Genomic DNA, 12,330 nt, shown 5'->3' on the forward strand with positions numbered 1-12,330 from the left:
AGGCAACCGTTAAAATCTACCTCCCCACATCCGCCGTGTCAACGGTTTTTGTGGGCGAGAAGGACACTAGCAGCTCGGCAGGGGCGATCGCACATCGACGGTCAGGCTGCGGAGGGAAGCTCGGCGCTCCGTTCGACGGCCGCCAGGTCGCCCGTGTCGCCGACTCGTGCCGCGCGGCCGCCCAGGATGTAGACGTACGCGAGAAATGCCAGCTCAGCGGCGATACCGATCGTGATCCTTGCCCAGGTCGGAAGGCCGGAGGGGGTCACGAAGCCCTCGATGAGCCCTGATACGAACAGGACCAGAGCCAGGCCGATCGCCATGCCCAACGCTGCACGGCCCTGCTGGGCCAGAGCTGTCCGGCGTGACAGGGGGCCGGGGTCGATCACCGTCCAGCCGAGGCGGAGCCCCGTGCCGGCAGCGACGAATACGGCGGTGAGTTCGAGCAGACCGTGGGGCAGAACCAGGCCGAGGAACACGTCCAGGCGGCCCGCGGAGGACATCAGGCCGATGCCGACGGCCAGGTTCAGCATGTTGAGGAACAGGATCCAGAGCACCGGTATGCAGAGGAACGCGCCCAGGATCAGGCACAGCGCCGCGGCCTGCGCGTTGTTCGTCCATACCTGGGCCGCGAACGATGCCGCGGGGTGGCTGGAGTAGTAGGCCTCGTACTCCCCGCCCGGCCGGGTCATCGCCCGGAGCTCCTCCGGAGCGGCTATCGCGGCCTGGACCTCGGGGTGTGTGCCTATCCACCAGCCCATGAGCGCTGCCAGTGCGGTGGACAGGATGGCGGTGGGGACCCACCAGTGACGCGAGCGGTAGACCGCTGCGGGAAACCCTGCTGTGAGGAATCGGGTCGCGTCGCGCCAGGACGCCTTGCGGCTGCCGGTCACCGTCGACCGGGCACGGGCCACGAGCTGGGTGAGGCGGGCGGTGAGCACGGGGTCGGGGGTGCTCGACTGGACCAGCGAGAGGTGGGTCGCCGTGCGCTGGTAGAGGACGACCAGCTCGTCCGCTTCCGCGCCGGTGAGGCGGCGCCCTCGGCGCAGGAGGTGTTCGAGGCGGTCCCACTCCGTGCGGTGGGCGGTGACGAAGACGTCGAGGTCCATGGGCGGCTGTTGCTCCTGGCAAGGGTGCGTACGGGTCCGTACTACTGCGGCGCGCTGCCGGTCAGCTTGGCAGACTGGGCCCGGCTGGGGCAGAGAAGGTCGGCGAAGGGTGGGGCCCGATGAGTGAGCTGGTGACCGGGGACGCGGTCGTTCTGGGGCTGAGGCCGGCGAGGTTGCCGAGTCGGGCCCTGGCCGCGGCGATCGATCTGTCAGTGACTTTCACCGTTTTCATTCTGATTTCCATCGTTTTGGGGATCGCCTCTGCCTCCTTGGACGAAGCGGCCGTCGCAGCGGTCGGGGTCGCGTCGTTCCTGCTGGTTCTGATCGGTGGGCCGGTCGCCGTCGAGACGCTGAGCCACGGCCGCTCGCTCGGGAAGCTGGCCTGCGGGCTGCGCGTGGTGCGCGACGACGGCGGACCTATCCGGTTCCGGCACGCTCTGGTGCGCGGGGCCATGGGGCTCGCCGAGATCCTCATGACGTTCGGTGCCGTGGCCTCCATCGCCTCCCTGGTGTCGGCGCGAGGGCGTCGGCTCGGTGATGTGTTCGCCGGGACCCTGGTCGTCCGGGAGCGGGTCACGGCGTCGGGGCGGTCCATGGCCGTGCCGCCTCCCCCGCCGTGGCTGGTCGGCCGGTTCTCGCAGCTGGACCTGTCCGCCGTGCCGGACGAACTATGGCTTGCCATACGGCAGTACTTGACGCGGATGCAGCAGCTGGACCCCGGCGTGGGCCGTTCCATCGCGGAGCGGCTGGCCGGTGAGCTGGTGTCGCGGACGGGAACGACGGCGCCGCAGGGCGTTCCGGCGGCCGCCTTCCTGGCTGCGGTGGTCCATGAGCGTCAGGCGCGGGATGCGCGGCGCGTGTTCGGTCCGGGGCGGGTGGAAGGGCCCGGTCTGTTCGTGCCTGCTGCGGGTGGTGGACCGACCCTGCCGGCTGGAAGTGCCGGAGCTCCCGCGCCTGGGGGGCGCTTGGATGCTGCGGGGGCCGCCGGGGGCGGGGGCTCGCCTTCTGCGGGGTTCGCTCCGCCCGGCTAGAGGGTGTACGGGGGCGAGGCGTCCGGTGCGGTCCGGGGCGGGGGGCCGGACGGGCGGGGCGACGGGGGTGTCTCCAGGTGTTCGAGCTCGATGCCGGGGGCGGCGAGGACCACATCGCCGGCGATGTGAACCGCGTGCTGTTCCCCGGTGTCCAGGGCGCTGACCTGGTATTCGTCCACGGTCAGGGGGCCGTTGTCAGTGGCGTGCGCTTCACTGTTCACCAGAGCCCAGGACTGATCGACGGTCCGGGGCGCGAGGACCGGGTCCGTGAAGGTGACCACGCGGACGCGGGTCGTGGGGGAATCGGGGGTGAGGCGCAGGAGACGGGTCATGGCGATGAGGAATGCGGGGGATGCGCCGGCGAAGGCGTGGGCACGGACGTTGCCTTCGGTGGCGTGAGCGCCGGTCGGGTCGGCCCGGACCCAGGTGACGCCTTCCAGGGCGGCTCCTCGGACCTGCCAGCTCGCGGCATGCAGTTCGAGACGGATGGGGCGGCCCAGCTCGTCCAGGGCCAGGTCGACGGAGCCGAGGTGGTCGCCCGAGGGGGACGTGGTCTGGGAGACGTAGCGCCAGCCGGAGGGGCCGGGGGCGCAGTGGAAGTGTTCTTCACCGAGGGGGGTGTGATCGTGAAGGTCGTGGAGCGAATACCTGCCGCGGGGCATGGGGTCCTTCGGGTTCCTCGGGCTGTTCGGGAGCGGTAGGGCGGTGGGGCGGTAGGTGGCGGTAACGGGAGCAGGCCCCCGACACGGGGGTGCGGGGGCCTGTTCTCGGACGCTGCTGGACCTGCTTGACCTGCTAGTTCTGCTGGTTCCGCTGGACTGCTGCCGAGGGCTGTGATGCCCCTCGGTGTGCGGGAGGTCGATCCTTCCGCACACCGAGGGGCGGACCGCCGGTCAGTAGCGCGTCAGTAGCGGTAGTGATCGGGCTTGTACGGGCCCTCGACCTCGACGCCGATGTACGCCGCCTGTTCCGGCCGCAGCGTGGTCAGCTTGACGCCGAGTGCGTCGAGGTGGAGACGGGCGACCTTCTCGTCCAGGTGCTTGGGCAGCACGTACACGTCGGTCGGGTACTCCTCGGGCTTCGTGAACAGCTCGATCTGCGCCAGCGTCTGATCCGCGAAGGAGTTCGACATGACGAAGGAGGGGTGGCCGGTGGCGTTGCCCAGGTTCAGCAGGCGACCCTCGGAGAGGACGATGAGGACCTTGCCGTCGGGGAACGTCCAGGTGTGGACCTGCGGCTTGACCTCGTCCTTCACGATCCCGTCGATCTTCGCGAGACCTGCCATGTCGATCTCGTTGTCGAAGTGACCGATGTTGCCGACGATCGCCTGGTGCTTCATCCGGGCCATGTCCTTGGCCATGATGATGTCCTTGTTACCCGTCGTGGTGACGAAGATGTCCGCCGTCTCGACGACCTCGTCGAGCGTGGTCACCTGATAGCCGTCCATCGCCGCCTGCAGCGCACAGATCGGGTCGACCTCCGTGACGATCACCCGAGCGCCCTGACCACGCAGCGACTCCGCACAGCCCTTGCCCACATCGCCGTAACCGAACACGACGGCCGTCTTGCCACCGATCAGAACATCCGTGGCCCGGTTGATCCCGTCGATCAGCGAGTGACGGCAGCCGTACTTGTTGTCGAACTTCGACTTCGTCACCGCGTCATTCACATTGATCGCGGGGAACAGGAGGGTCCCGTCACGATGCATCTCGTAGAGGCGGTGCACACCCGTCGTGGTCTCCTCCGTGACACCACGGATCTCGGAGGCCAGCTGGGTCCACTTCTGCGGGGACTCGCCAAGGGTGCGGTTCAGCAGGGTGAGGATGTGGGCGTACTCCTCACTGTCCGCGGTCGACGGGTCCGGGGCGGCGCCCGCCTTCTCGAACTCGACACCCTTGTGGACGAGGAGGGTCGCGTCACCGCCGTCGTCGAGGATCATGTTCGGACCGCCGGTGGAGGTGTTCGGCCAGGTCAGCGCCTGCTCCGTGCACCACCAGTACTCCTCCAGCGTCTCGCCCTTCCACGCGAAGACCGGGACGCCCGCGGGGGCTTCCGGAGTGCCGTTCGGGCCGACCGCGATGGCCGCGGCGGCGTGGTCCTGGGTGGAGAAGATGTTGCAGGAGGCCCAACGGACCTCCGCGCCGAGCGCGACCAGCGTCTCGATCAGCACGGCCGTCTGCACAGTCATGTGCAGCGAACCGGTGATCCGCGCACCCGCCAGCGGCTGAGCCGCGGCGTACTCCTTACGAATCGACATCAGGCCGGGCATCTCGTGCTCGGCGAGAGTGATCTCCTTACGCCCGAATGCGGCGAGGGAGAGATCGGCGACCTTGAAGTCCTGGCTGTTGGTTGCCGTCGTCATAACGGGCTGCTCCTCGTGATGGGTCGAGGGTGGGCTTGTCTGGGCTGACTCTGCGGTGGCGGGGCACACGAATGCCCGGGCGTTCGCAGTGCAGTCCGTCGGAGGCCCTCTGTCCCTCGCCCGGCTCGCTCCTGCCAGCCGGTCGACCGCCATCAGCAGCGACGTCTGTTATCCGTATCCGAATCTACACCGAACGGCCCAGTGAGCCCCAGCCCGTCTGGGCAGAGGGGCGTGTGGGAGGGGTCACCGGGCGATCGGGGCTGGTGTGTGGTGGGTCAGTGGCCGGAATCCTTCGGGGGGTGGCCGGTGCCAGAGGTCGTGCCAGAGGTCGTGCCAGAGGTCGTGTCGGTGTCCGTGCCGGGGATTGTGCCGGTGCCCGGGGCGGGGGTTGTGTCGGTGGATGTATTGGGGGTGGAGGGTGTGGTGGGGGGCTTGGCCGGGTTGGTTCCCTTTGTGGCTGCCTCCGCGTCGAAGATGTCCGGCTCCAGATAGATGACGCGGGCGATCGGGACGGCGTCGCGGATGCGGTTCTCGGCGGCGTTGATCGCGTTGGCGACCTCGGTCGCCGTGTCGTCGTGCTGGACCGCGATCTTGGCGGCGACCAGCAGTTCCTCGGGGCCCAGGTGGAGGGTGCGCATGTGGATGATCCCGGTGACGGTGTCTCCGTCGACCACGGCCGCCTTGATCTTCTCGACGTCCTCGATTCCCGCGGACTCGCCGAGCAGGAGGGACTTCGTCTCGGCGGCGAGGACGATCGCGATGACGATCAGGAGGATGCCGATGCACAGGGTGCCGATGCCGTCCCAGACCCCGTTGTCGGTGGCCAGGGCGAGACTGACGCCGCCGAGCGCCAGGAACAGACCGACGAGGGCGCCGAGGTCCTCCAGGAGGACGACCGGGAGCTCCGGGGCCTTGGCGTGGCGGACGAACTCGGTCCAGGAGCGATCGCCGCGCGTCTCGTTGGACTCCTTGATCGCCATACGGAAGGAGAAGGTCTCGGCGATGATCGCGAAGACCAGGACCCCGACCGGCCAGTACCAGGCCTCGATCGCGTGCGGGTGCTTGATCTTCTCGTAACCCTCGTACACCGCGAACATGCCGCCCACCGAGAAGAGGACGATGGAGACGAGGAATGCGTAGATGTAGCGCTCGCGCCCGTAGCCGAAGGGGTGCTGCGGTGTCGCCTCGCGCTTCGCCTTCTTGCCGCCGAGTAGCAGGAGTCCCTGGTTGCCCGAGTCGGCGAGCGAGTGGACGCTCTCCGCGAGCATCGACGAGGAGCCACTGAAGAGAAACGCCACGAATTTGGCGACGGCGATCGAGAGGTTGGCGACGAGTGCCGCCACGATCGCCTTGGTTCCGCCTGACGCGCTCATAGGTGCGTGCCGTCCCTTCGTCGGTGCGCGGCATCCGCCGCCGCGGTGAGGCGGCACATTGTTGCAGCCGACGAGCCGAAGTTGGACCGGACGGCGGGTGTCGGACCCTGGGTCAGGCGGCCACTGTGGCTCGGAAGAGCGTGCCCGCTCCGGCCGCTTCGACCGGTTCACCGGCCGGTACGAAGACCGACTCCCCCGGGCTCAGCGACAGCTCGCCGACCCGGACGGTTCCTGCAGTGCAAAGCAGGATCTGCGGGGTGGGGGCGGTCAGTACGGCGGGGGCCGCCCCGGACGCGAGGGTGTAGCGGGACAGGGCGAACTCGTCGACGGGGGTCTCGTACAACTCCTCGCCCGACGGGGCTGCCTCGGGGCGCAGCACGCCGGGTTCGGTCGCCTCGAAACGGACGATGCGCAGGAGTTCGGGGACGTCGATGTGCTTGGGAGTCAGGCCGCAGCGCAGCACGTTGTCCGAGTTGGCCATGATCTCGACGCCGAGGCCGTCGAGGTAGGCGTGGGGGACCCCTGCACCGAGGAACAGGGCTTCGCCGGGCTGGAGTTGTACGTAATTCAGCAGCATGGCCGCCAGGACGCCGGGGTCGCCGGGGAAGTGGTGGGCGATGCGGGCGTACGGGGCGTGGGCGCCGCCGAGGCGTTCGGCGGCGGCTGCCGCCTGCTCGACGGTCTCGGCCATCTCCGCCGGGTCCGCGCCGAGGATCGCGGTGAGCACCTCGCGGAGGGCGGCCTCTTCGGGGTGGGCGCGGAGGAGATCCACGTACGGCTTGAGGGAGTCGACTCCCAGCGCCTCCATCGCGTCCGCCGCCTCGGCGGGCCTGCGAAAGCCGCACAGTCCGTCGAAGGGGGTGAGGGCGCAGATCAGTTCGGGCTTGTGGTTGGCGTCCTTGTACGTGCGGTGCGGTGCGTCGATCGGGACGTCCCGGGCCTCCTCGTCGGCGTAGCCCTCGCGGGCCTGGTCCAGGTTCGGGTGGACCTGGAGGGACAGGGGGGCGCCGGCGGCGAGGAGCTTCAGGAGGAAGGGGAGGCGGGGGCCGAACCGGTCGACCGTGGTTGCGCCGAGTTCCCCCTCCGGGTCGGCTGCGATGACCTCGGTGAGCGCGAGCTCCGTGTCATCGGGCTCGGTGGTGCGGCTGGCCGTGCCGGCCTGGCCGGACCTGCTCGCCCGACCGGTCCTGCTGACCCGCGAGGGCGCTCCGGGGTGGGCTCCCATCCACATCTCGGCCTGCGGTTCGCCGGTGGGCTCGATGCCCAGCAGGGCGGGGATGGCCGTGGTGGACCCCCAGGCGTAGGGGCGCACGGTGTTGGACAGCCGGTCCATGAAGTCGTCCTCGGGGGTGGAGATATGGAGACACGGAGATGGGGGTGCGTTGGTGGTTCGGGGGAGGCGTCAGGGCTGGGGGGACGAGGCCAGCGACAGGTAGACCGCCGCGAAGTCGGTGATCGCGAGCAGTTCGGCGAGGGCCTCCAGGTCGCTGCCCGCGTCCGGTTCCAGTTCGCTGACGGGGGTGTCGTGGCCGAGCGCCAGCTCCCGGGCGGCCGGGTAGGCGCTGAGGCCGCCCGCGGGGCGGTCCCGGAGGAGAACCACTCGGGCTCTCAGCGTCTCCCCCTCCTCGACCCGGTCGCGGAAGAAGTCGTCGGGGTCGGCGCCCGCCGCGAAGTCCCCGGCCAGCAGCGTGCCGTGCGAGGGCAGGGCCTCGGGGAGTTCCGCGGCGAGGGCGGGACGGCCCGCCAGCTCGGCGAGTACAGCGGCGAAGCGGCGGCCGACCGGGCCTGCCGCGTCGCCCTCCGTCCACAGCAGGGGCAGACTGTCCGCGAGCTCGGCGGCGAGCGTCTTGGCCGGGTTGCTGTACGTGGCGATGGCCGGGCCACAGCGTTCCGCGGTGCGGTCGAGGCGGTCCGCCACCTTCTGCAGCTCCTCGGGGGGAGCCGTCACCAGGCCGACCCGGTCCAGGAGGACCAGGAGCGGGGTGAGCAGCGCCCACAGTGTGCCGGGGCCCGCGGCCGAGGTCTCCGCGTCGTACTCCCCGTGCGGGGCAGCCGCCATCGGGACCACCAGGCCGTGCCCTCCGTCGACCGACTCGCGCAGCGGCGAGCGGGTAGGAGCGACGGCGACGACCGTGCAGCCGCGGCGGTACGCCTGCTCGGCCAGCAGGGCGAGCCCCGGTTCGGAGCCGTCGGCGGTCGCGATGAGGAGCAGATCCACGGACCCGGCCCAGCCGGGCAGGGTCCAGCGCAGGGCGCCGGGGGCGGGGGCGACTCCTGTGGGGTGCATCCGGGTCACGGGGGCGGCTGCGCCCGCCAGTGCGCCGATCAGGTCGGCGACGCCGGACGCGGCGGTTCCGGGGCCTGCGACGAGGACGGCTCGGGGCCGGCCCTCCGGGGCCAGGCCACCGATGCCCGCCTCGGCGGCGTGCCGGGCGGCGGTACGTACGCGGGCGCCTGCCTCGGCCGCGCCGCGAAGCAGATCGCGGCGGTCGGCTCGGGCGAGGGCTTCCGGGGCGTCGAGCAGGGACTCGTCGAGCATGGCGGTGGGCCTCCGATCACCGGGTGGGGTGCGGGATGCGGGTGCGGGGCGGGGTGCCGGGGGGGGCAGGGGGTGCGCCTGTGGCCGTGCTGTGGTGCTGTGGTTCTGCCTCGTGGCGGTGCGTGGTGGCGATGCCTGCGGCGTGCCGGTCACACCTGGTCGCCGGGGGCGGTCGTAGCGAACGGTCCGCCTTGGGCGTGCCCTGCCCCGCGTACGGCCACCGGCTCTCGTACGTTTGTACGTCGTCGGTGCCCCGTACCCGCTTCGCTCGCGGTCAGGCGGGGCGGCGGGCCTCGTCCACGAGCAGCACCGGGATGCCGTCCCGGACCGGGTAGGCCAGGCCACAGTCCGCACCGGTGCAGACCAGCTCGGGGCTGTCGGCCGACGAGCGGTCGTCGAGCGGGGCGTGGCAGGCCGGGCAGGCCAGGATCTCCAGGAGGCCGGCTTCGAGCGGCATGGGGTGAGTCCCTTCGAGCATGCGAGTCCCGATCCACGTGGATCAGGCGTCGTCAGCCTACCGCTGGGGTGGCGGGGGCGCGGCCTGGCTGGGAGGAGGAAACGGGGGATGGGCGGGGTGGGGGGCGCGGTGGGCGGGGGCCGGGCGGAGCGGGGCCTCGGGTGGGGGCGCCTGCGGCGGGCTTTTCCCCTCCCCGCCCCTTCCCGTAACCGGGGCTCTGCCCCGGACCCCGCTCCTCAATCGCCGGAGGGGCTGGGGTAGGCCGGGGGCCGAGGGGTGGAGGGGCTGGGGCAGGCCGGGGGGAGGGGAAGAGGGCTGAGGAGCTGGGAGGGGAAAGCTGAGGTGGGCGGAGGAGCTGGGGAAAGCGGACGAGCGGTGAAGGAGACGCGCCGGTTGAACGGGACACCCCGGTTGAAGGGCCAGGATGCCCAACACCGGACAGGGTGGGTTACCAACGCGGCGGGAACCGGAGGATCGCCGGAGGGGGCAAACCAGCGGCCGAAGCCGCCGGAGGGAGAGGTCAAGCTAGCGCCTGATCAGGCTCAGGACCTCGTCGCGTACCGCCGCCATCGTCTTCTCGTCCCTCGCCTCGACGTTCAGGCGCAGCAGGGGCTCCGTGTTCGAGGCTCGGAGGTTGAACCACCAGCCGGGCGTCGTGACCGTGAGGCCGTCCAGGTCGTCGAAGGTGACGTCGTCGCGGGTGCCGTAGGTCTTCTTGACCTCGGTGAGACTTGCGGCCTGGTCTGCAACGGTCGAGTTGATCTCGCCGGAGCCCGCGTACCGGTCGTACTCGGCGACCAGCTCCGAGAGCGGCTTTCGCTGGCCGCCCAGCGCGGCGAGGACGTGGAGGGCGGCGAGCATGCCCGTATCGGCGTTCCAGAAGTCGCGGAAGTAGTAGTGCGCCGAGTGCTCGCCGCCGAAGATGGCGCCGTGCTCGGCCATCTCCGTCTTGATGAAGGAGTGGCCGACCCGGGTGCGGACCGGGGTGCCGCCGTTCTCGCGGACGACCTCGGGGACGGACCAGGAGGTGATCAGGTTGTGGATGACGATGCCCTCGCCGCCGTTGCGGGCCAGTTCGCGGGCGGCTACCAGGGCCGTGATCGCGGACGGCGAGACGCCCGCGCCCCGCTCGTCGACCACGAAGCAGCGGTCCGCGTCGCCGTCGAAGGCGAGGCCGAGGTCGGCCCCCTCGGCGAGGACACGGGCCTGGAGGTCGACGATGTTCTTCGGGTCTAGGGGGTTGGCCTCGTGGTTCGGGAAGGTGCCGTCCAGCTCGAAGTACATGGGTACGATGTCGAGCGGGAGGCCCTTGAGGACCGTGGGGACTGTGTGGCCGCCCATGCCGTTGCCCGCGTCCACCACGACCTTCAGGGGGCGGATCGCCGTCAGGTCGACCAGGCCGAGGAGGTGCGCCGCGTAGTCGGTGAGCGTGTCACGTTCCGTGATCGTGCCGGGGGCGGTGGAGGGGGCGGGCTGCGGTGCGCCTTCCGACCACTGTTCGACCAGTGTGCGGATCTCGGCCAGGCCCGTGTCCTGGCCGACCGGTGCGGCACCGGCCCGGCACATCTTGATGCCGTTGTACTGCGCCGGGTTGTGCGAGGCCGTAAACATCGCCCCGGGCAGGTCCAGCGCGCCCGAGGCGTAATACAGCTGGTCCGTCGAGCAGAGCCCGATGAGTGTGACGTCCGCGCCCCGGGCCGCCGCACCCCGGGCGAACGCCCCCGCCAGGGTGGGTGAGGTCGGGCGCATGTCGTGGCCGATCACGATCGCCTCGGCGTCCGTGACCTGGACGAACGCGGCCCCGAAGAGTTCGGCCAGTGATTCGTCCCACTGGTCGGGCACCACTCCGCGCACGTCGTACGCCTTCACGAGCTGCGACAGATCAGCAACCACGGCCGGTCCTCCTGGGGGTCTTTACGGACCGCCCAAACTACCCGGCCGGGTGATGTCTCAACTGTCGGCCTCAAGGGCAGCCCCTGCCGGCCTCAGGGAACGACCCCCCCTCAGCCTCAGGAATCAGGTGAGCGCAGCACCCTCAGGTGGCCTCGGCGGGCCACCTCCACCGGGTCCGCGGAACGAGGGCCCCGGCCCCCGCCGTCCGGCCCGCGGTCGTGCGGACGCGCCGCTTCCCGGACCGCGTTGGCCAGTGCTTCGAGGTCGTCGCCGCTGGGGTGCGTCGGTGCGGAGCCGTCGGAGAGCCGCACCACTTCCCAGCCCCGTGGCGCGGTCAGCCGCTCACTGTGTTCGGCGCAGAGGTCATAGCAGTGGGGCTCGGCGTAGGTGGCGAGCGGGCCGAGGACCGCAGTCGAGTCGGCATAGACGTACGTCAGTGTCGCGACGGCAGGGCGGCCGCACGCAGTGCGCGAACAGCGACGTACAGGGCTCACGATGTTGGACGGTACCGCACTCTTGAGCGGGCTGCGACGACTCTCCCTCACGTCACCCCACCGTGTCGCCCTGTGACCTGCGGCACAGTCGCACTCCGAGCGGCTACCCTGACCTGCGCCGCTGCGCGAGCACGGCGATCGTGGGGCCGCCCGGCCGGCCGCGGACGGGGGCCGATCCCCGCGTCGGGCGAGTCGTCAAGGATCGGATTACGGGCCTGAAAGGGGCTCAACCTTGGCCGGAATGTTCAACTGTGGACATCCGGAGCGGGCCCGGGAGACGGGCCGGGAGCGGGCCCGGAGCGGGCCCGGCTAAGGGGCCGGGAAAGGGAGCCCGCAGCCGGGCCGACAGCCAGGCCCGGAGCCGGGGCCGGGAGACGGACTGGAAGCGGGGCCAGGAAGGGGAGCCCGAAGCCGAGGCTGGAAGCCAGGCCCCGGGGGCCGAAGCCAGACCCGAAGATGACTCCCTATGCGTGCTGTCTCCGTGATCGAGACACTCCCCGGAGCGTTACGCTGCGTCGGTGATGGACAGTCCCGTACCTCCCCACCCGTTCGAGCCCCGGCCCCGACGCCGTGACCGGCACGGCCGCGGTATGCGCGGGCCGGTCGCACCGCCGCAGGTGCCGTTGTCGGCCAGCCGGGGGGAGACCTTCCGCGATCTGGTCCAGGACTCCGTGGAGCGGCTCGAACGGCGCTGGCCCCAGCTGGCCGAGGTCGACTTCGTCGTCCTCGAAGTGCCCGGTACGCCGGAGGAGACCGTTCCGCTCGGCAGTGCCGTCCCGGCGGGCAAGGAGCGGCCCGCGCAGATCGTCGTCTACCGGCGGCCCGTCGAGATCCGCACCAAGAGCCGCGAGGAGCGCGCCCTGCTCGTGCACGAGGTCGTCGTCGAGCAGGTCGCCGAGCTGCTGGGGCTCGCACCCGAGTCGGTCGACCCCCGGTACGGGCAGGACTAGCCCCACCCCACCCCCGTACGACGAGGGCAGGACTCGTCCCACCCGGCCCCGCCACCACGGCAGGACCCGTCCCGCCCGGTGCCCGGTACGGGCAGGGAAGCCGGACTCCTCCGGTCCGAGGC

At 70.9% G+C, this 12,330-nt stretch carries 11 protein-coding genes; 2 read left to right on the forward strand and 9 right to left on the reverse strand.

Translation table 11 applies throughout. The features are described 5' to 3' along the window. Positions 1-101: 101 nt before the first annotated feature. Entirely contained in the window at positions 102-1,109 is a 1,008-nt protein-coding gene (locus RI138_RS11380; RefSeq protein WP_096627077.1) for a stage II sporulation protein M, read from the reverse strand. Between the two features lie 119 nt (positions 1,110-1,228). On the opposite strand from RI138_RS11380, the gene RI138_RS11385 reads away from it, so the two are divergent. Further along, positions 1,229-2,140, forward strand: a complete 912-nt coding sequence (locus tag RI138_RS11385) for an RDD family protein (RefSeq protein ID WP_311119817.1) — start codon at positions 1,229-1,231, stop codon at positions 2,138-2,140. Here the strand turns inward: RI138_RS11385 and RI138_RS11390 are convergent. From RI138_RS11390 to RI138_RS11425, 8 genes are all read right to left on the reverse strand, one after another. Continuing rightward, positions 2,137-2,802, reverse strand: coding sequence for a hypothetical protein (locus RI138_RS11390; RefSeq protein WP_311119818.1), 666 nt, complete (start codon positions 2,800-2,802; stop codon positions 2,137-2,139). The genes RI138_RS11385 and RI138_RS11390 overlap by 4 nt on opposite strands. A 242-nt stretch (positions 2,803-3,044) precedes the next feature. Next, positions 3,045-4,502 (reverse strand): adenosylhomocysteinase, encoded by a 1,458-nt coding sequence (gene ahcY / locus RI138_RS11395; RefSeq protein ID WP_311119819.1) that lies wholly within the window; start codon positions 4,500-4,502, stop codon positions 3,045-3,047. A 275-nt stretch (positions 4,503-4,777) separates the two neighbouring features. Then, a complete protein-coding gene (locus tag RI138_RS11400; protein ID WP_311119820.1) occupies positions 4,778-5,875 on the reverse strand; it encodes a cation diffusion facilitator family transporter in 1,098 nt (365 codons plus the stop codon). 112 nt (positions 5,876-5,987) lie between these two features. After that, positions 5,988-7,208, reverse strand: coding sequence for a mannose-6-phosphate isomerase, class I (gene manA, locus RI138_RS11405; RefSeq protein ID WP_311119821.1), 1,221 nt, complete (start codon positions 7,206-7,208; stop codon positions 5,988-5,990). Positions 7,209-7,277: 69 nt separating this feature from the next. Then, the gene (locus RI138_RS11410) at positions 7,278-8,414 is read right to left on the reverse strand and encodes an SIS domain-containing protein (RefSeq protein WP_311119822.1); all 1,137 of its coding nucleotides are present in this window, start codon (positions 8,412-8,414) and stop codon (positions 7,278-7,280) included. A gap of 274 nt (positions 8,415-8,688) precedes the next feature. Then, positions 8,689-8,871 (reverse strand): Trm112 family protein, encoded by a 183-nt coding sequence (locus tag RI138_RS11415; protein WP_096627071.1) that lies wholly within the window; start codon positions 8,869-8,871, stop codon positions 8,689-8,691. Positions 8,872-9,396: 525 nt separating this feature from the next. After that, positions 9,397-10,764, reverse strand: a complete 1,368-nt coding sequence (locus RI138_RS11420; protein WP_311119823.1) for a phosphomannomutase/phosphoglucomutase — start codon at positions 10,762-10,764, stop codon at positions 9,397-9,399. Positions 10,765-10,880: 116 nt separating this feature from the next. Then, positions 10,881-11,309, reverse strand: a complete 429-nt coding sequence (locus RI138_RS11425) for a DUF3499 domain-containing protein (RefSeq protein ID WP_096627069.1) — start codon at positions 11,307-11,309, stop codon at positions 10,881-10,883. A gap of 470 nt (positions 11,310-11,779) precedes the next feature. On the opposite strand from RI138_RS11425, the gene RI138_RS11430 reads away from it, so the two are divergent. After that, positions 11,780-12,208 (forward strand): metallopeptidase family protein, encoded by a 429-nt coding sequence (locus RI138_RS11430; RefSeq protein ID WP_311122856.1) that lies wholly within the window; start codon positions 11,780-11,782, stop codon positions 12,206-12,208. Positions 12,209-12,330 lie beyond the last annotated feature (122 nt).

It is taken from the genome of Streptomyces durocortorensis (assembly GCF_031760065.1).
GTDB lineage: Bacteria > Actinomycetota > Actinomycetes > Streptomycetales > Streptomycetaceae > Streptomyces.